The 18,175-nt window shown below is 75.7% G+C and carries 16 protein-coding genes and 1 pseudogene; 6 read left to right on the top strand and 11 right to left on the bottom strand.

Annotated elements, in window-relative coordinates:
* Positions 1–45: 45 nt before the first annotated feature.
* The 5 genes from SNE206_RS19520 to SNE206_RS19500 form a co-directional block, all read right to left on the bottom strand.
* The gene (locus tag SNE206_RS19520) at positions 46–2,580 is read right to left on the bottom strand and encodes a hypothetical protein (protein WP_407914699.1); all 2,535 of its coding nucleotides are present in this window, start codon (positions 2,578–2,580) and stop codon (positions 46–48) included.
* Between the two features lie 331 nt (positions 2,581–2,911).
* A complete protein-coding gene (locus SNE206_RS19515) occupies positions 2,912–3,529 on the bottom strand; it encodes a hypothetical protein (RefSeq protein WP_407914698.1) in 618 nt (205 codons plus the stop codon).
* 244 nt (positions 3,530–3,773) lie between these two features.
* Positions 3,774–4,832: a PstS family phosphate ABC transporter substrate-binding protein gene (locus SNE206_RS19510; protein ID WP_407914697.1), complete on the bottom strand. Its 1,059-nt coding sequence runs from the start codon at positions 4,830–4,832 to the stop codon at positions 3,774–3,776.
* Positions 4,833–5,415: 583 nt separating this feature from the next.
* On the bottom strand, positions 5,416–5,787 hold the full coding sequence (locus tag SNE206_RS19505; protein ID WP_407914696.1) for a hypothetical protein: 372 nt from the start codon (positions 5,785–5,787) through the stop codon (positions 5,416–5,418).
* Entirely contained in the window at positions 5,784–6,185 is a 402-nt protein-coding gene (locus SNE206_RS19500) for a hypothetical protein (protein ID WP_407914695.1), read from the bottom strand. The genes SNE206_RS19505 and SNE206_RS19500 overlap by 4 nt, the downstream gene beginning before the upstream one ends.
* 308 nt (positions 6,186–6,493) lie before the next feature.
* Between SNE206_RS19500 and SNE206_RS19495 the strand changes: the two genes are divergently transcribed.
* Positions 6,494–7,249, top strand: a complete 756-nt coding sequence (locus tag SNE206_RS19495; protein ID WP_407914694.1) for a hypothetical protein — start codon at positions 6,494–6,496, stop codon at positions 7,247–7,249.
* 114 nt (positions 7,250–7,363) lie between these two features.
* Here the strand turns inward: SNE206_RS19495 and SNE206_RS19490 are convergent, their stop codons facing one another.
* From SNE206_RS19490 to SNE206_RS19480, 3 genes are all read right to left on the bottom strand, one after another.
* A complete protein-coding gene (locus SNE206_RS19490; RefSeq protein WP_407914768.1) occupies positions 7,364–8,011 on the bottom strand; it encodes a response regulator in 648 nt (215 codons plus the stop codon).
* 32 nt (positions 8,012–8,043) lie between these two features.
* A complete protein-coding gene (locus tag SNE206_RS19485; protein WP_407914693.1) occupies positions 8,044–9,708 on the bottom strand; it encodes a sensor histidine kinase in 1,665 nt (554 codons plus the stop codon).
* Between the two features lie 184 nt (positions 9,709–9,892).
* Positions 9,893–12,643, bottom strand: a complete 2,751-nt coding sequence (locus SNE206_RS19480; protein ID WP_407914692.1) for a SpoIIE family protein phosphatase — start codon at positions 12,641–12,643, stop codon at positions 9,893–9,895.
* Between the two features lie 342 nt (positions 12,644–12,985).
* On the opposite strand from SNE206_RS19480, the gene SNE206_RS19475 reads away from it, so the two are divergent.
* From SNE206_RS19475 to SNE206_RS19465, 3 genes are all read left to right on the top strand, one after another.
* Positions 12,986–13,933 carry a polysaccharide deacetylase family protein gene (locus SNE206_RS19475; RefSeq protein WP_407914691.1) on the top strand — a complete coding sequence of 316 codons (948 nt, stop codon included), beginning with the start codon at positions 12,986–12,988 and terminating at the stop codon, positions 13,931–13,933.
* Between the two features lie 98 nt (positions 13,934–14,031).
* A complete protein-coding gene (locus tag SNE206_RS19470) occupies positions 14,032–14,382 on the top strand; it encodes a hypothetical protein (protein ID WP_407914690.1) in 351 nt (116 codons plus the stop codon).
* Between the two features lie 28 nt (positions 14,383–14,410).
* Entirely contained in the window at positions 14,411–14,950 is a 540-nt protein-coding gene (locus SNE206_RS19465) for an RBBP9/YdeN family alpha/beta hydrolase (RefSeq protein WP_407914689.1), read from the top strand.
* Between the two features lie 93 nt (positions 14,951–15,043).
* Here SNE206_RS19465 and SNE206_RS19460 read toward each other — a convergent pair whose 3' ends face one another.
* Together SNE206_RS19460 and SNE206_RS19455 are read right to left on the bottom strand one after the other, a co-directional pair.
* Positions 15,044–15,439, bottom strand: coding sequence for a nuclear transport factor 2 family protein (locus SNE206_RS19460; protein ID WP_407914688.1), 396 nt, complete (start codon positions 15,437–15,439; stop codon positions 15,044–15,046).
* Positions 15,440–15,632: 193 nt separating this feature from the next.
* Entirely contained in the window at positions 15,633–16,295 is a 663-nt protein-coding gene (locus SNE206_RS19455) for a class I SAM-dependent methyltransferase (RefSeq protein ID WP_407914687.1), read from the bottom strand.
* Between the two features lie 147 nt (positions 16,296–16,442).
* Between SNE206_RS19455 and SNE206_RS19450 the strand changes: the two genes are divergently transcribed.
* On the top strand, positions 16,443–17,294 hold the full coding sequence (locus SNE206_RS19450; protein ID WP_407914686.1) for a RimK family alpha-L-glutamate ligase: 852 nt from the start codon (positions 16,443–16,445) through the stop codon (positions 17,292–17,294).
* Between the two features lie 149 nt (positions 17,295–17,443).
* Entirely contained in the window at positions 17,444–17,839 is a 396-nt protein-coding gene (locus tag SNE206_RS19445) for a DUF3224 domain-containing protein (protein ID WP_407914685.1), read from the top strand.
* Positions 17,840–17,953: 114 nt separating this feature from the next.
* Here the strand turns inward: SNE206_RS19445 and SNE206_RS19440 are convergent.
* Positions 17,954–18,175 (bottom strand): annotated as a pseudogene (locus SNE206_RS19440) (transglycosylase family protein); the annotation flags it as partial.

Raw genomic sequence — 18,175 nt, 5'->3', positions numbered from 1 at the left:
GGCAGGAGACCCGCCGCACGGAGGACCGGGCGGCGGGTGCGGGTGTCAGCCGCCGGACCCGGTCAGCCGGTTCCACCGCCTGCGGGCCGCAGCGGTCACCCGGCCGCCCGCGGCCGTCCCGCCGAGGAGCAGCGCGGCCGGGCCGCCGAGGAGCAGCACCCCGCCGGCGACCAGCGCCACCGGCAGGAGGTACCGGGTCGCCCCGGCCCGGTCCGGCGAGGGCCGGCCGGCCGCGGCCGGCACCGTGCCGCCCGCCACGCCGCCGGCGGTGCCCGGCGCGGCGGAGGACGCGGCGGCCACCGGGGCGGCACCGCTCCCGCCGGCGGACCCCGCCGCGCCGCCCGTACTGCCGGACGAACCGCCGGCCGCGCCGCCGGAGCTGCCGCCCGCCGCACCCGCGCCGCCCGTACTGCCGGACGAACCGCCGCCGCCCGCCGACTGGTTGCCGGGCAGGGCGCCGTCCTGCGCGGCCACGTGCTCCGACGCCTGCCGGGCCTGCGCCGCCTGGGCGTCCGTCAGCGCTGCGTAGCCGAGGGCCAGCCGGCCCGGTGCCGTGCCGTAGACCTGGCCGCCGCCCGGGTCGGTGACCTGCCGGACGAACCGTGCCACCGCGGCCGCCTTCGGCGCGGCGAGGCCGGCCGTGGGCAGCATCGCGTACTGCACCGTGGTGAGCGGGTAGGCGGCGGTGTCCCGGGTGAACGCGGATCCCCGGTCGGTGTAGGGGAGTTCCTGGGTGCCGGTCGTCGCGTCGACCGGCATGCCCGCGACGGCCGCCTGCAGGCCGCTCAGCGTCGGCGCGACGAACTCACCCGCGGGGTTGCGGAGTTCGGCCTCGGGAAGGCTCAGCGCCTGGGCGTCGCCGGAGTCCAGCACCGCGAAGAACGACCGCGCGCCGACCGTCTGCACCTGGCACTTGTTGTGGCCGCCCGTGGGCGTCACGTCGGTCGACAGGCACGACGGCTGGCTCTGCATCGCATGGCGGGCCACCTGCCCGAGCCCGCCGAGCACCGGGTTCCACTCGTACTGCTTCCAGCTCTGCGGGCCCGAGAAGTCCTGCGGCTGCAGCGCCTCCACCGGATACCCGGAGTACGCCGGACGCAGGTAGAAGGTGTCGAGATGCATGCCCCACGGGTCCTCGGCGCCCTGGAGGAACTGTCCCGCCTCCGGGTCCGCCGCCAGCCACGAGGTCAGCTGGTGCACGAGGTCGGTGGTGCCGCCGACCACCACCGGCGACGTCGCCCGGAAGTCCCCGGTGACCACGCAGGACGGCCAGTTGGGCCCCTCCCCCGGCGTGCTCGGGTTGAGCGACCGGAACTCCGGGTCGTCGAAGATGCAGGCGGGGTTGCCGGCCACCGACTCGACGGTGTCCTCGCCGTTGAGCCGGTACGACTGCGTGAGCATCTTCGCCACCAGGCGGGCGTTGAGCCGCAACCGGTGGATCTGGCGGTGCGTCTCGGCGTCGTCGACCACGTACACGACGGAGATCGACGTGACGGCCAGCGGCGCGTACACGTACGGGCGCGGCGCCGGGCCGCGGTCGGGACGGGCGGTCAGTGCCACGTCCGCGCCCGAGCGCCGCAGGAAGCCGGAGCGGGCCTGCGGCTCGCCGCCGCCGAAGGTGTACTGGACGTTCAGCGGGTCCTGGCCGTGGCACAGCCCGGCACGCCACTGCTGCATCGCGCGGGTCGCCATCTCCAGGCCGATCGCCGAGAAGTCGGCCGCGCGCGACTCGCAGTCCGCGGCGGACGGGGCGAACGTCAGCGGCACCACCGTGCGGTGCTCCCACGCGCAGGCCTCGCCGCTGCGCCACGGGTTGCCCAGGTTCTCGATGAAGAGCGAGGCGTCGGTGGCCTCGTTGAAGAAGAAGTCGTTGTCGCCTGCGTGTTCGGCGCAGTTGATGGTGCCGAGCGGGTCCTGGTAGGCGCCGAGCGCGTCGCCGCCGTACTCGGGCTCCACGACGATCGAGCAGGGCGTGTCGGCGTCGCAGCCGAGACTCTGGCTCTGCTGCGAGGTCCACACCTCGACGGCCACCTCGCCGGTGCCGTCCGGCCGGGTCGCCCCGATCGCCATGTTGGAGGGGAACTCCGGTGTCGTCAGGCCCGCGTCCGGGGCGGCCTGCCGGAAGCCCTTCGCCGGGTCGCCGCCGTAGAGCGTCGAGCCGTAGCAGTCGGTGATGGCCGGCTGCAGGCCCCGGCACTGGTAGACCCGCACGGGGTACACGGCGTTGGAGTCGGCGGACCCGTCGTGCGGGTTGCGCACCACCGCGACCGGGCTGCCGAACACGTCCACCGTCGGCGTGAAGCCCCGCCACGAGACCCGCACCACCTGGTTGCCGAGCCCCGTCGCCGGCGACACCGTCACCGAGCCCTCCGGGCCGTACGTGCCGTCGCCGGGCTGCCAGACCGGCGGGCCCGTCACGGTGACACCCGTGTCCGCGTGCGCGGGCGGCGCCCCGCCGAAGCCGAGCGGGCCGAGCCCCAGTGCCACCACCACGGCCCAGGCGAAGGACACCACGAGGAGTGTCCTCGTCCACCGCGGCCGGAACGAGCGGCGGGGCGGACCGGGTGGGCGGAGTCTCATGACGGGGCACCTCCGGGTGCGGGACGGCAGTGGGCCGGCCCGAACAGGCCGGTCCCGGCGGGACGGTGGGGATCGCGACGACCGGGGCGGACCCGGCCCCGGCGGGACCGGACGCACGGTGCAGGACGCACGGGGGCAGGACGCAGGACGCACGAGGCAGGACGCACCACGCAGGCGCGACCGCCCGGCCGTCGACGGTGACGGTTCCATTGACCCGCCCACAGATGGACCTTGATGGACCGTCAGATGTACGGGGCCACAACGGTCCTGCCCCCGGAGACGATCCGGGGCCCGGCCGTCGGACGGCACGGGCCCCGGACGCTCCCGCGCGTCAGGACGCGGGCGTGTAGGTGAGGGCGAAGGAGCCGACCGACTGCCCGGCGGTGAAAAAGGAGGTGCCGAGGCGCTGGTCGAGCAGCTGGGCGCCCTCGGCGTCGACGGTCAGCGCGGAGGCCGTCAGCGACTGCACCGCACCGCTGCGGGTGACGGTGTTCTCGCCCGCGGGGTCGAACAGGGCCACCGGAGCGGTGCCGCCCGCGGGCACGCCCGTCAGCTGCCAGGTGTCCGCGCTGAAGGCCAGCTGAGTGAACGCCACCGAGCGACCGGTCCGCACGTCGACGACCAGCAGACCGCCGCCGAGCTGCACCTGACCGTAGTAGTCGGTGAGGCTGCCCGTGCCGCCGGTCACCGGGAACGAGCCCGAGAACCCGGCGCTGCCGTCGTACGAGGCCGTGGCCGAGGGCAGCGGCACCGCGATGATCCCGGCGAGCGCGGCCTGCTGGAAGAACGCGTTGCTCTCGGTCACCACGGCGCTCCCGGCGGCCGGGACGGCCGCACCGGCCGGCGAGGCCGCGGCACCCGCGGTGACCAGGGCGAGCGCGGCAGCGGCCACGGCGGCGGCGAACCGAGCCACGGGACGGGCGGGACGACGGGTGGTGGCGGTGGACATGGGCGGGTCTCCTCGACTGCGGGAACCACACGGGTTCCGGGGATGACGGGTGCTTCAGGCCGTGCAGGTCGTGCAGGCGATGCAGGCGGTACAGGCGGGTGGGGCGGAAGCGGTGGGGACACGGACCGGCCCGCCCGCCGGGACGACCCGGTGGGGTCGCCCGGCGGGCGGGCGGGCTCGGAGCGGGGCCGGCGTGCGGTACCGGCCCGGGTGGATCAGATGCGGTGGATCAGATGCGGGTGGATCAGATGTGGGTGACGCTGCCGCAGGCGGCACCCGGGAGGACCAGGAAGCCGTAGCCCGCGATGTCGGCCTTGGCGGTGGCGTTGGTGCAGAGCCAGCCGGAGGTGCCGAAGATGGCGCGCAGCGCGTCGGGCTGCGTACCGGTGCCGGTCCACTCGGCGTGGCGGACCACGTTGTAGAGCACCCGCCCGTAGGAGGTGGCGGCGAAGCTTGCGCTGAGGGTGTTGGTGCCGGTCAGCGGTGCCACGTTGTTGAGCTTGCGGACCGTCAGCACACCCTTGTCGTCGGTCGCCGTGACGTGGCCGTTGAGCTGGCCGACGTAGTGGCCGACGGAGTAGGGGAAGACCACGTTGGCGTCGTTGAGGACCGCGTCCGTGCCCTGGTTCTCCTCCGGGCCGGTGACGACGCACGCGCCCGGGGTGACCGGGGTGCCGCCGCCGATGGCCTTGAGGAAGAACGAGCGGGTGCCGGAGCTGGCCTGCGGCAGGTACGGCTTGATGGTGGCGTTCGGGCCGGTGTAGCCCGTGATGTCGGTGATCTGGTTCCAGTTGGTCTTGGTGCAGGTGTAGATGGCCACCAGGTCGGCGGTGGTGAGGTCGGCCGGGGCGTTGCCGCCGGTCGCCTTGGCGGACCACGTCACGGCGTCCTTGGCGAAGGCCACGAAGTCGTCCGTGGTGAGGTCGCCGGTCTGCGGGCCGCGGGAGGTGCGGGCGAAGTCCAGGGTGGCGCTGGTGTTGGCGTTCAGCGCGCTGATGCCCGCACCGGAACCGTTCGGACGCGCGATGGAGGTGGCGCCGGTCTTGGTGGTGACCGGCGAGGTGCCGGTCGCGTCCCAGCTGTAGAGGCGCGGCGAGGTGGTGTTGCCCGCGGCCGTCAGGAAGGCGTTGTAGTCGGTGGAGAACTGGTTGAACACGGCCTGCGTGGTGTCGGAGCCCGCGCCGACGATCGATCCGGCGGCCGGGGTGGAGGCCGGGTCGGCGAGCGCGGGAACAGCGGCGAGCGTCGCGAGAGAGGCGGTGATCGCGGTGACGGCGAACAGCCTGGCGGCGTTGTGACGCATGGTGCTCTTCCTCCGGTGGGAGAGACGTACATCGCATGCCGGGGCGCCGGTGGGGCCCTCGGCGCCGGCGGCCATCCCCTGATCGGCCGCCGGCGGCACTGATCCTCACCGCCCGCCGCGCCGGGCGGGAAGGCCGGCCGGCTGCGGGCACCGAGAGCACCGGGGCGGTGCCGTACCGGCCTGGCCGTGGCGTTCCTGCTGGTCGGAGCGCTTCCGGCAGCCGGTGGCACCGGGAGCGCGTGGGAACCGGCACCTCGGCACCGTTCTTCTCCAGGTGGCGGCTCGGGGGGCGGCCGGACATCTCGCCGCCACCGCCCGGCCCCGGGAGAGGGACCGGGATCGGGGGCGGGACCGGTCGGGCCTCGGCCCGGCGCACGGCCGGACCGGCGCTGAACCTCACGGGCGTCCGGGCGTCCGGGCGTCCGGGCGTCCGGGTACCCGGGCATGACGATGCGCCCGGCGGCCATCACCACCGGGTGCTGCGCCATCGGGTCACGCCACCGGATCCTGCGCGCGGGCCCTGCCCTCGGGCCCTGCCTTCGGCCCGGTCTTCGGGCTCAGCCTTCGGGTTCGGCCTTCGGGCTCAGTCGAGCCAGTGCTGCACGTCCTGCAGGCCCGAGCGGAAGCTCTCGATCGTCTGCCGGCACTGGTCCCGCCGCAGGTAGCCGCGGGCACTGCGGGCGATCGGCTCGGGCTCGGGCGCGCCGGGCCTGGTGCTGCGGATGGGTGGCAGCGCCGTCCATCCCCAGAGCTGCGGGCCGAGCAGGCCGAGCCGGTAGCGGAGGGTGGTCCGCTCGCGGAGGAGCTCGCGCAGCGAGTCGGCGAGCTGGGCCTCGTCGCGGAAGAGCCGGGCCGAGCAGGCCAGCTGCCGTCCGTTCACGGCACGCATCGTCCAGCCGACGGTCCCGTCGGTGCCGCGGACGGCGAGCAGCCGGGCACGCCGCCCGGCGGTCACCTCCGGCCCCCGGGTCCGGCGGGGCTTCGTCCGCCCTGCTTCACCAGCAGGGCGACAAATCTTCGGAAGGCGTTCTGACAGGTCGCGTACCGTTCGTACGCGCGGTGCGAGCGGACCAGTGCTGCCCCGTTCGGGCCGGGTACCACCCAGACCCAGCCCAGCCCGTCGCGGACGTGCGTGATCCTGGCGACCAGCGCCGGCGCGGCCTCGACCAGGTCGGCGAAGGCCCGTTCGGCGTCGGCCGGCGACGCGTGGACGGGGAGCGAGACGGCGACCAGCCGACCGTTCTGCGCCTTCAGCTGCCAGCGGAACCGCCCGCCTCCGACGGGCTCGGCCAACAGGCCGTCCCACTGCTGCGACCGCTCGCCGCTGTCGTGTTCACGTGCCGAACCGTCCACTGTCCGCCCCTGTGGTTCGCACCCCCCGCGGGCCCGCGCCACCGGGTTCCGGGGCGGTGGCGGCGCGGACATCGTGCAAAGACTTGACCAAGCAGGGTCACGCTACGTGTGCACCGTGCATACCGAAAGCTCGATCGAGCCCCAACCACTCTTCTTTACGGGGAAGTTCTCCCCCATTAAGGAGGCGTACCGTCGGACGGGGGCCTGTCACCCTGCCGGCGGGTCGGCCGGGCATCCACCGGGTGAGGCCCGCCGCGCGTCGCCGCGCATGCCGCGGCGGTACGACCGGCGGTGGTTACTGTGCAGCCATGCCCACCCACCACTCCCCGCGCGGGCCCCGTCTGCGCCGGCTCGCCGACCGCCTCGGCGTGCAGTACCGCACCCCGTTCGAGCCGCAGTACGACCCGGCTCACCGCACGTGGACGCTCCGCTGGTACGACGGCCCGCCGCCGGCCACCGTGCTGGCGGCCCTCCGCTCCGCCGGGCCGGACGCGAACGGCGTACTCGTCCGACGCGACCTCACCACCCGTTCGCTGGCGCTGGCCGCCCTGCGCGAGACCCGCGCGGGCGCCATGCACCGCTGGGTGGGCAGTTGGGGCCAGCGCTACCACCTCGCCCAGCTGCTCGCCGACCAGGAGCACCCGGACCGGCCCGCGGGGCCGCGGGAGGCCGCGATGCTGGAGCGTCTGCTGCAGGCCGCCACCGGTGGCTGGTCGGTGCCGGACGAGTCGAGGGCGTTCGAGCTGATCGCCCGGGACGGCATCGCCTGGCTGCTCCCCAGCGACCGGCTGGCCGGGCCGGACGACGCCGACGGCCTCGCGCTGGGGCCGCTGGAGTACCTCACCTCGCGGTACGCGGCAGGGGTGCACCGGGCCGCCTGGGAGACCGCCCTGACGCCCATGCCGCTGCGGTCGGCGGTGCTCGCCGCCCAGGCCGACCCGGAGCCGACGGCGGACGCGGCGCGTGCCGCCCTGGCCCTGCTGCCCGCGCTGCGGGCCCAGCTCAACGGCGAGCTCGACCGGGCGCAGGCCCAGCTCGCCGGGGTGCTGCAGCCGCAGACCTGACCGGGCGGACGCGGCCGGCCGCCAGCCAGTCGGCCGACCTGCCTGCCTGCCGGTGACCGGGCACCTGTGCCCGCGCCTGTGCCTGTGCCTGTGACCTGTGCCTGTGACCTCCTGTCAGAGCCCGGCGTCGCGGGCGAGCAGCGCGGCCTGGACACGGTTGTCGCAGCCGAGCTTGGCCAGGATCCGGCTGACGTACGTCTTCACGGTGGCTTCGCTCATGTGGAGGCGGCTGCCCGTGTCCGCGTTGGAGAGGCCCTCGCCGAGCAGGTCGACGACCTCGCGTTCGCGTGCGGTGAGCGCGGCGAGGCGGCTGCGGGCCGCCTCGCCGCGTGCCGTGGCGGGGCCGGCGGCGAGGCTGTCCACGATGTGCCGGGTGGCGGCCGGGGAGAGGAAGGCGTTGCCGCCGGCCGCGGCCCGTACCGCCTGGATGAGTTCGCCGGGGGCGGTGTCCTTGAGCAGGAACCCGGCTCCGCCGGAGGAGACGGCCCGCAGCACGTTCTCCCGCTCGCCGAAGGTGGTGAGGACGAGGGCGCGGGCGCCGGGGGCCGCCCGGGGGAGTTCGGCGAGGGCGGTGAGGCCGTCCATGACGGGCATCTGGATGTCGAGCAGCACGACGTCGACCGCATGGGCGCGGGCCAGGGCGAGCGCCTCGCGGCCGTCGCCGGCCTCGGCCACCACGTGGATGTCCTCCGCCGAGGTGAGGATCATCCGGATGCCGGCCCGGATGAGCGGTTCGTCGTCGGCGACGAGGACCTTGATCACGGTTGCGGCCTCCTGTGCGGCGGTACGGGTCGTCACCTGGCAGGGTAGTGCTGCTTCTCGGCGAGCCGGCCGTCGGCGAAGCAGAGCCGCAGGACGGTCTCGTGTTCCAGCGTGCCGGTCTCCTCCCCCGACATGAACCAGTCGCAGGTGGCCCCGGCCGGCACCGGCGGTCCCTGGGTCCGGTACTCGCCGGTCATCAGCTCGCTGCCCGCGGGCAGCCGGGAGCGCACCTCCTGCTCGCTCTGACCGACCCTCAGCGCGTCGTAGGTGTCGCGGGGCAGGGTGGCGTTGCCGAGCACCTCGAAGAAGAGGAAGGCACCCCACACCACGATGCCGAGGGCCGCGAGCAGCACCAGGCCCGCGCCGAGGGCGCAGCCCAGTGCCGGGCTCCGGCGGGTGGCCGGGTCGGGCGGCACCGGCAGAGCCGTCTCCGGCTCCTCGTCCGGTCCGGGGATGCCGGCCGCGTCGTACGGGAAGACACCGGCCAGCCGGTGGCCGCCCTCGGGGGTCGGGCCGGCGTGCACCATGCCGCCGAGCAGCCGGGCGCGCTCCCGCAGGCCGGTCAGGCCCTGGCCGCCGCCGATCGCCCCTTCCGCCGGGACGGGCGGCGGGCCGTTGTGCACCTCCACGACGAGGGCGTCCGGCTCGTAGCGCAGGGCGACGGTGACGGGCGCGCCGGGGGCGTGCTTGTGGACGTTGGTCAGCCCTTCCTGCACGGTGCGGTAGGCCGCGTGGCCCGCGGCGGCGGCGAGCGGCCGGGGGTCGCCCGAGCGGTGCAGCGAGACGTCCGCGCCCGCGGCCCGGGAGGTCTCGGTGAGCTGCTCGACGGCCTCCACGCCGCCGGCCTGGCTGAGGGTGTCGTCGCGCAACAGACCCACCACCTCGCGCAGTTCGCGCATCGCGCCGGAGGCCGCCCGGCGCAGCACGGAGACCGCCTCCCGCTGGTGGTCCGTCAGGCTGCGGTCGACCTCCAGCGCGCCGGTGTGGACGGCGATGAGGGCGAGCTGGTGCCCGAGGCTGTCGTGCATGTCCTGGGCGATCCGGTGGCGTTCGCGCAGTCGGGCCTGGTGGGCGATCATGGCGCGTTCGCGCAGGAGTTGCGCGTTGCGCTCGCGCAGGGCGGCGAGCAGTGCGACCCGCTGGGCGCGGTACCGGCCGATGACGGCGGGCAGCACCGCGAGCAGCAGGAACCCGATCACCGAGATGAACAGGTTGGCCCGCACCGGCAGCTCGTCGGTGTTGAACCACAGCGAGGTGGTGAGGACGGCGGCCAGGGAGGTGCCGAAGACCGTGCCCAGCAGCAGCGGGCGGGCTATCCGGAAGCCCGCGGACCAGCCGGCCACGACCAGGACGGGCGCGAAGCCGCCGAGGAAGCTCACGCCGACGCCGACCAGCACCAGGACCGCGGCGGGCAGGCCGCGGCGCAACAGCAGGAGCACCGCCGCGGCCAGGCCGACGGCCGCCGAGGACGCCGCGGACGCGTCGGTCAGCTCGACGAGGGCCGCGAGCCCGCCGAGCAGCAGCACGGTGACGGCCTCGGAGGCGATGTGGCGCCCGCCCCAGGGGCCGGGCAGGACGCGGCGCAGCAGCGCCCGCGGCGCCGAGCCGGCCCGGGCGGGGACGGCCCCGACGAGGGCTCCGACGAGGGCTCCGAGCAGCGGTCGGCCGGGGCGGACTGCGGTCGTCTTCGAGGTCACGGGCCGAGGCTAGCGGCCGCCGCGGAGGCGCCGCCGTCACCCTCCGTCTCGACCTGCCGCGACGAAAGTCGCGCTCCGCGGACCCGTCCCCGGACCCCGTCGTACCCGCTCCACGCACCCGGCCGCCGTACCCGGCCGCCGCATCCGGCCCACGCATTCAGCCGTCGCAGCCGACCGTCGGGCGTCACTCGCGGCGGACGAGGAGCAGCGCGATGTCGTCGAGCCGCTGGGCGGTCCGCCGGGCCCTGCTCACCAGCCGGTCGGCGAGCAGGTCGAGGCTGCCGGTGCCGGTGCCTCCCGTCCCGACCGCCGGGTGGTGCATGTCGCGGCCGCCGCCCGGGGCGTGGTGGCCGCCTGCCGGGCCCGGCCCGGCGAACAGCGCGGGATCGCTGTGGGCGAGGGAGGTGCGGAGTTCGTCGATGCCCGTGTCGATCGCGGTGGCGGGCGTCTCGACGAGGCCGTCGGTGTAGAGGGCGAGCACGGAGCCGACGGGCAGGTGCAGCCGGGTGGTCGGGTAGTGGGCGGTCCGGTCGACGCCGAGCAGCGGGCCGCCTTCGAGGTCGACCAGCTCGGTACGGCCGTCCGGGCGGCGCAGCAGCGGGGGCAGGTGGCCGGCCCGGACGCCGTGCGCGCGGCCGTCGGTCGGGTCGAGGTGGATCAGGCAGCAGCTGGCGAGCAGCCCCGGGTCGAGGTCGACGAGGAGGTGGTTGGTGCGGACGAGGACCTCGGCGGGCGGGCTGCCGCCCGAGGCGAAGGCGCGGACGGCGCTGCGCAGCTGTCCCATGGTGGCGGCGGCGCCGACGTTGTGGCCCTCGACGTCGCCGATCACGAGGCAGAGGCCGTGCGGGGTGGCGATGGCGTCGTACCAGTCGCCGCCGATCTCCATGCCGCGGGTGCCGGCGAGGTAGCGGGCGGTGATGGTGATGCCGGGGACGTCCGGGAGGCGGTGCGGCAGGAGGGCCTGCTGGAGTCCGCGGGCGACGGCGAACTCGGCGTCGTAGAGGCGGGCGCGTTCGAGGGCCTGGGCGATGAGTCCGCCGAGTGCGGTGAGCTGCACCCGGTCCTCGGGGGTGAAGGTGCGGGGCTGCTCGAAGCCCAGGATGAGGCTGCCGACGGGGTGGCCGGAGGCGATGAGCGGCAGGAAGGCCCAGGCCCGCATCTCGTCCTGCGGGATGCCCGGGTAGGCGGCGAGGAGTTCGCCGGACGACTGGAAGAACAGCGGTGCTCCGGTGCTGAGGGTCTCGGTGCCGGGCAGCCTGGCCCGCATCGGGGTGGCCTCGAACCGGTCGAGGAACCCCTCGGGGTAGCCGCTCTGTGCGACGAGGTGCATCCGGCCGTGCTGGGCGAGGTAGACGGCGAGCTCCTGGCCGCCGAAGCCGGGCAGGATCTGCTCCAGCACGGTGTCGCACACCTCCTGGACGCTCACCGCCTCGGTCAGTGCGCTGGCGAGCTGGAGCAGGTGGTACGTGGCGCCGAGGCTGGCCGGGGTGGCGGGCGGGGCCTCGGGCAGCGGGGCGGGGTGGTCGCCGGTGCCGGCGGGGGACGCCGCGGCGAGGACGCGCCCGGTGACGCCGTGCGCGTCGGGGTAGAGCGAGAAGGCCAGCCAGTGGTCGGGAGGCCGGCAGGCGAGGAACGCGGTGGGCCGGCGGGAGAGCATCGCGGCCCGGTAGCGGTCCTCGTAGGCCGGGTCGGCGAGCCAGGCGAGGACGTCCCAGGGGTGCCGTCCGAGGAGTTCGTCGCGGCGGGCCTGGAGGAGCATCTCCGCGCTGCGGTTGGCGTAGACCACCATGCCCTCGGCATCGAGGGCGAAGACCCCGTCGCGGAGCCGTTCGACGGCAGCGACGGCTGCCGATCCGGCCGAGTCGTCCAGGACGACGATGACCAGGTGCGTGCCGTCCGCGACCCGCCGGCCGCGCAGCTCGACGGTGCGGTGCCCGCCCCGGGCGTCGCGCACCCGCACCGGCCGGTCGAAGGGCCGCCCGTCGCGGGCGGCGCGGCGCAGGTCGACGCGGAGGAGCGGCACGTCCTCCGGGGACAGCCGGCCGAGGAGCGTGGCGCCGCGGCCGTCGAAGGCGGCCGGGTCGATGCCGAGGATGCCGCACAGCTCGTCGTCGACGGTGACGGTGCGGCCCCGGATGTCCCAGTCGAAGATGCCGACCCGGGTCGCCGGTCCGGAGGGCGGGGGCAGCTGCACCACGGTGGGCTCGGCCGCCGCGGCGACGACGCCGTGGCCGTACGCGCCGATCGCGGCCGCGATGCGGTTGGCGGAGCTGCGCAGCTGCCGTCTGGCGCCGGGGGGCAGCCCGGCCCCGGCGCTGGGCCACAGCACGCAGAGCACCCCGTGCACGCCTTCGCGGGTGGCGATCGGGGCGGCGGCGAAGGAGTACGCGTAGGGCAGGCCGACGGAGAGCCGGGGGAAGCGGCGCATGGTCTCGTCGGGGTCGACGAGCACGATGGTGCGCCCGGTGCGGTACGCCTCGCTGGGCGGCAGCGGCGCTGCGACGGCGATCCGCCGGAAGGCGCTGAGGAGCGGGAGCGGCACGCCGACCACGGTGCTGAGCACGAGGGAGCGGCCGTCCGCGGAGGGCAGGTAGATCAGGCCGCCGTAGCCCGCGGTGACGTCGACGGCGCGGGTCAGGGCTTCGGCGAGGAGCCGTTCGAGTTCGTCGCGCTCGGCGGCGGCTCCGGCCGCGGCGGCACGGGCGGCGGCCTCGGCCGCGGCGGCGAACGCCCCCGGCGCGTGCGGTGCGGCTGCGGGGGCGTGCGGCTCCGCGGAGGCGGCCGGTCCTGCGGCGTGAGCGGTGACGGGAGCGGTGACGGCCGGGTCCGCGCCGGTGGCGGCGCCGTCCGGCGCGTGGCTCCGGTCCGGGGCGTCGCGGGGCGCGGGGCCATCCCGTCTCCCGGTGTCGGCCCCCGGCCTGCCTTCAGCCGGCACACCCAGGCGCATTCTCCCTCTCTAGCCCCGGTCGTCCGAAGGTGTCAACCGGAGGTGTTCATTCCGGTACGCGGTGGACGGCACGCCGGACGCGGCACGGCGCACGACCGGCACCGGACCACGACGGAAGGCGACGGACCGACCACCCGGCGCCACGGCCCGATCCGACACCGATCCCGATCCCGATCCCGGCACCGCCGTGCCACGACCGCGACCGCAGCCGCGAGGCTTTACCACGACAGGCCACCCGCGCACGGCCGACACTCCGGCAGATCGGCCGCCCGTGGGACGCTCCGCGGTCGGCCGGTTGGCATCCGTCAGGCCCGGGGATCATCCGCCGGTATGCAGATCGGATCATCAGGTAGTCATCGCGTCGCACCCGCACTCTGGGTCGGCATCGCCCTCACCCTGACGGCCTGCAGCGCGTCCCCGCCGCCCACCCCGCCCGCCCATCCCGCTCCCCCCACGACGAGCTCACCGGCACCGCTGCCGCCTGCGACGGTCGAACTCCCCGGACGGGCCGGCCAGCAGGAGGTCAACGCCGCCACCGCAGCCCTCGCCCGCGACCTGGCGGAACGCCGGGCCCAGGCGAAGGCCCGGAGCTGGGGGCTCGAACGACTGCCGCGCACCGCGCCGCCCCCGCCCGGGCAGCGCCCGGCCGTCGCCGCAGGCCAGAGCGGCGTCACCCTCCGGCCCGGGCTGCCCCCGGTCGTCCAGCGGGTGCCGACCGACGACCGCGTCATCTTCCTCACCATCGACGACGGCGCCGCCAAGGACCCGGAGTTCGCCCGGATGACCGCCGAACTCGGCATCCCCTACAGCACCTTCCTCACCGGCTACCTCGCACGCTCCGACTACGGCTACTTCCTCGGCCTCGGCGGGAACGCCCGCGTCGCCGTCAACAACCACACCCTCGACCACCGCGACATGCGGCGCCTCACCCCCGCCGACCAGCGCACCCAGATCTGCGGCCAGCAGGACGAACTCACCCGCGCGACGGGCACCCGCCCCCAGCTGTTCCGCCCGCCGTACGGGGAGTACACGGACGACACGCTCCGGGCCGCCCAGGAGTGCGGCATCCGCGCCGTGCCGCTCTGGAACGAGGAGGCCTTCCCCGACCGGATCGAGTACCGCTACGCCGACCACCGGCTGCACCCGGGCGACATCGTCCTCACGCACTTCCGCGGGCCCGGCGAGTGGTCCGGCACGATGGTCGACATGCTGCGCCGCGTGCTGCGCACCGCCGACGAGCAGGGCTTCACCCTCGCGCTCCTCGACGACTACCTCTGAACCGGGCCGGGGCGCGGGCCGTCCCAGCATCCGGAAACCCCGGGCAGGGCTGCGCACGGCCGTGATCGACTGGCGGCCCCGCACGGAAGGAGCCCACCATGCTGCCATCCCTCGACGGCCTGGTCTTCTCGCCCATCGCACGCGCCGAGCACGGCGAGGCCGACCAGGGGACGAGCTTCGCCTACCGCGAGCAGGACGACCGCGTCTGGGCCTCCTACCAGGGCGGCGACATCGCGCACGGCCACCTCGTCGGCACCCGGGACGGCGACACCCTGGACTTCCGGTACGTCCAGCTCAACCGGACCGGGCACACCAGCAGCGGACACTGCGTCAGCCGGCTGTCCCGGCTCGCCGACGGCCGGCTCCGGCTCGACGAGACCTGGCAGTGGGAGTCGCGTCCGGGTGCGGGCACGAGCGCCGTCGAGGAAGTCCTGCCGCCCGCGTCCTGACGTCCGACCCCGAGGAGAGAACCGCCCTGTGAGCACCGACGCCCTCCACCTCGTCCTGCCCGGCTACCAGAACTCCGGCCCCGCGCACTGGCAGAGCCGCTGGGAGGCCGCCGGGCCCGGGTTCGTCCGGGTCCGCCAGGACGACTGGGACCACCCCGACCCCGCTGCCTGGACCGCCGCACTGGACAACGCCGTCGCCACCGCCGGACGGCCCGTCGTCCTGGTGGCCCACAGCCTCGGCTGCATCCTCGTGGCGCACTGGGCGGCCGGCCGCAGCGCGGCCGCCGGCGTGATCGGCGCCCTGCTCGTCGCCCCGGCCGACGTCGACACGGCCGACATCCCCGACCTGTTCGGCTTCCGGCCGGTACCGCTGCAACCGCTGCCCTTCCCCAGCACCGTCGTCGCGAGCAGCGACGACCCCTGGTGCACCCCCGCCCGGGCCGCCGTGTTCGCCGAGGCGTGGGGATCCCGGCTGGTCGATCTCGGCGCGCACGGGCACATCAACGCCGACTCGGGCCTCGGCGACTGGCCCGAGGGCCGCCGCCTCCTCGCCGGACTCACCCGGTAGCACCGCCAGGACGCCCCGGATACCCCGGCGGCGGCCCTGGACACCCCGGCTGCCCCCGCTGCCCCCGCGCCACGGTGCGGGGGCAGCCGGCCGTCAGGCGGTGACACCGGCCGCCGGGGTGCCGGCGTCCTCGTCGAAGGTGAACTCCCGCAGGAGCGCGCCCCAGCGGCCGTCCTCCCGCCGCCAGACGAAGGTGTGGAGGACGGCAGCACCGTCCCTGACCCGCCGCACGACGACGGCCCCGTGGCCGTCGTGGACGCCGGCGGCCAGCACCCGGACGTCGTCGAGCGTCCCTCCGGCGGTGCACCCCTGCGCACGCAGGGCACGGAACCCGGCCAGGCACCGGTCCTTCGTCACGGTCACCACGCGGCCGGCGTCGCAGCGGACGCTCGCGAACTCCGGGTCGTACAGGGCGTCCAGCGCCTCCACGTCCACGGTCTGTCCGGCGTTGAGGTACTCCCACACACGGTCCACGAGCTGCTGGTCCACGATCGGCTCTCCCTGTCTCCCGACGGCCCCGCGGGCCCGGGGCGGTGGGGCCCGGGGCACGCCTCCGGCCTCGTCCACCCACCGTCGCAGGGCGCACCGGCAGGACACCGACAGATCGCTGTCACCCCCGGTGCACAACGGCCCGCGCGCCCCCACCGCGTCCCCACGCGGGCGGGCCGCCGCACGACGGGCGTCACGCGTAGAAGGACGCCACCGCGGGCTGGCCGGTCCAGTTGGGGCCGGCCGCCGGGTCGGCGCCGAGGTAGCGGAACCCGGCGAACGCCGGAGGCAGCTCCCGCCCGCCCTCCAGCGTGAGCAGCCTTCGGCGGGCGGAGTACCCGAATCCGGCCTCCCGCAGCACGGCCAGCACGGCGCGCGCCGCACTCCCGCCGTCCGGCCGCCGCACCGATGCGGGGTCGAAGGTCGCCGCGAGCAGGCCGTCGGCGGTCAGCCAGCCGGCCCAGCGGGCGAGCAGGCCCAGCTTGTCGCCGAGGTACGGCAGTCCGTGCACGCAGGTGACCAGGTCGTAGCTCCGCTCCGGCCGCCACTCCGTGACGGACGCGGCCACCAGCCGCACCCCGCGCGCGGACGGCACCGGACCGAGCGGGCCCACGAGGTCGACGCCGGTCAGCTCGGCGCCCTCCGCCACGGAAGCGGAGGCGGCGACCAGCGCCCGCCCCTCGCCGCTGCAGAGGTCGAGCCACGCCCCGGGCCGGCCGCCCAGCCGGGCCACCGGGTCGAACCCGAGCTCGCGCGTGTAGCTGTTCACCCCGGCGAGCGTCCGGGCGCGGTTCATCGTGCTGTTGGCGACGACCGGGCTGTCGGCCAGGTCGTCGTCCCCCACGAGTTCGGTCATGACGACACCCTACGGACCCCGCCCCGAGGCCGGGCCCGGACCCCGCCCCGGACCCCGCCCCGGGCATCCGGCGAAGCGGCCCTAGGGTGGTGCTCCGACGAACCGTCCGGACCGCCCGGCACCGTGCGCAGCGAGGAGAGCACCCCCATGACCGCGATACCGCAGGCCGCCGTGGCGTACGTGACGAGCCGTGAGGCGCCCGACCGGGAGAAGGCGACGGCGCTGGCCGCGTTCGCCGCGGCGGGCCTCGCGGCGGAGGCCGTCGTGTGGGACGACCCCGCGGTCGAGTGGTCGCGCTACGGGGTGGCCGTGGTCCGCAGCACCTGGGACTACACCGGGCGGCGTGCCGAGTTCCTGGCCTGGGCCGGGCGGGCGTCCGCGGTGACGCGGCTCTGCAACCCCGTCGCGGTCCTGGAGCGCAACACCGACAAGACCTATCTGCGCGGTCTCGCCGCGGCCGGGGTGCCCGTCGTGCCGACCGCCTGGGTCGCCCCCGGGCAGCGGCTGACGGAGGCTGCGGCGCCGTGGCCCGAGCTGGTGGTGAAGCCGACCGTCTCGGCGGGCGCCCGCGACACCGTACGCACCACGGACCAGGAGGCCGCCGCGGCCCACGCCGCCGCGCTGACCGCCGCCGGGCGCACCGCGATGGTGCAGCCGTACCTGCGGGCGGTGGACGGCGAGGGCGAGACCTCGCTGGTGTTCATCGGCGGCGGCTTCAGCCACGCGGTGCGCCGCGGGCCGATGCTGTCCGGCCCCGAGGGCCGGTTCGCCGACGAGCTGCGGGAGCCGGACGCCGACCAGCTGGCCATGGCCGAGCAGGTGCTCGCGGCGGTGCCGGAGCGCGCCGACCTGCTCTACGCCCGGGTCGACCTCGTCCGGGACGAGGACGGCGCGCCGGTGCTCATCGAGCTGGAGCTCACCGAGCCGCGGCTGTTCCTGCAGTACGACGACGCCGCCCCGGCCCGGCTGGCGTCCGCGGTGCGCGCGCGGCTGGCCTGACCGCGCGCGGCTGGCCCGACCGGCCCACCGGTCACCGCCCGGCGCCCGGCGCCCGGCGCCCGCCACGACATCCCGTCTGTCGGTGCCCCGTGCGACGCTGACGGCACGCGGCGTGACAGCCGTGGACGGGCACCGACGAGGGGACAGTGATGGGCACGCAGGCCGAGGGTTCGTTCACGGTGGACAGCTGGGAGCCGGAGGTCGTCGACGAGCGGCCGGGGGCGACGCTGGCCCGGGTGCGGCTCACCAAGACGTTCGAGGGCGCGCTGACCGGCACCAGCACCGTGGAGATGCTGAGCGCCGCCGACGGGGACGGGCAGCCTGCCGCGTACACGGCGTTCGAGCGGTTCACCGGCGAGCTGGACGGCCGCAAGGGCAGCTTCGTGCTGCAGCACAGCGCACCCGGCAGCGGCGGCGAGCGGCTGGCCGTCAGGGTGGTGCCCGGCACCGGCACCGACGGTCTGGCCGGGATCACCGGCCGGTTCGACATCCGGATCGACGACGCGGGAGTCCACACCTACGTCTTCGAGCACGAGCTCGGCTGAACGCGGTGCGGGCCCGCACCCCCGGTCCGGGGATGCGGGCCCGGGGGCACGCGGTACGGCCGGGTTCCGGCCGGGCGTCAGCCGGATTCCGGCCGGATGGTCTGCGGGTGGTCAGCGGGTGAGGCCGGCCTTGACGGAGCAGACCGGCCAGGCGCCGGGGCCCTGCGCGGCCAGGACCTTCTCGGCGACCGCGATCTGCTGGGCCTTGGACGCCTGGTGGGCGTTGGCGGCGTAGGCGTGGCCGCCGAAGGCGCCCCAGGTCTGCGAGGTGAACTGCAGACCGCCGTAGAAGCCGTTGCCCGAGTTGATCGCCCAGTTGCCCGTCGCCTCGCACTG

Source organism: Kitasatospora sp. NE20-6, from assembly GCF_045862635.1.
The sequence above is the reverse complement of the archived record's forward strand: the minus strand, read 5'-3'. Positions and strand labels throughout refer to the sequence as shown.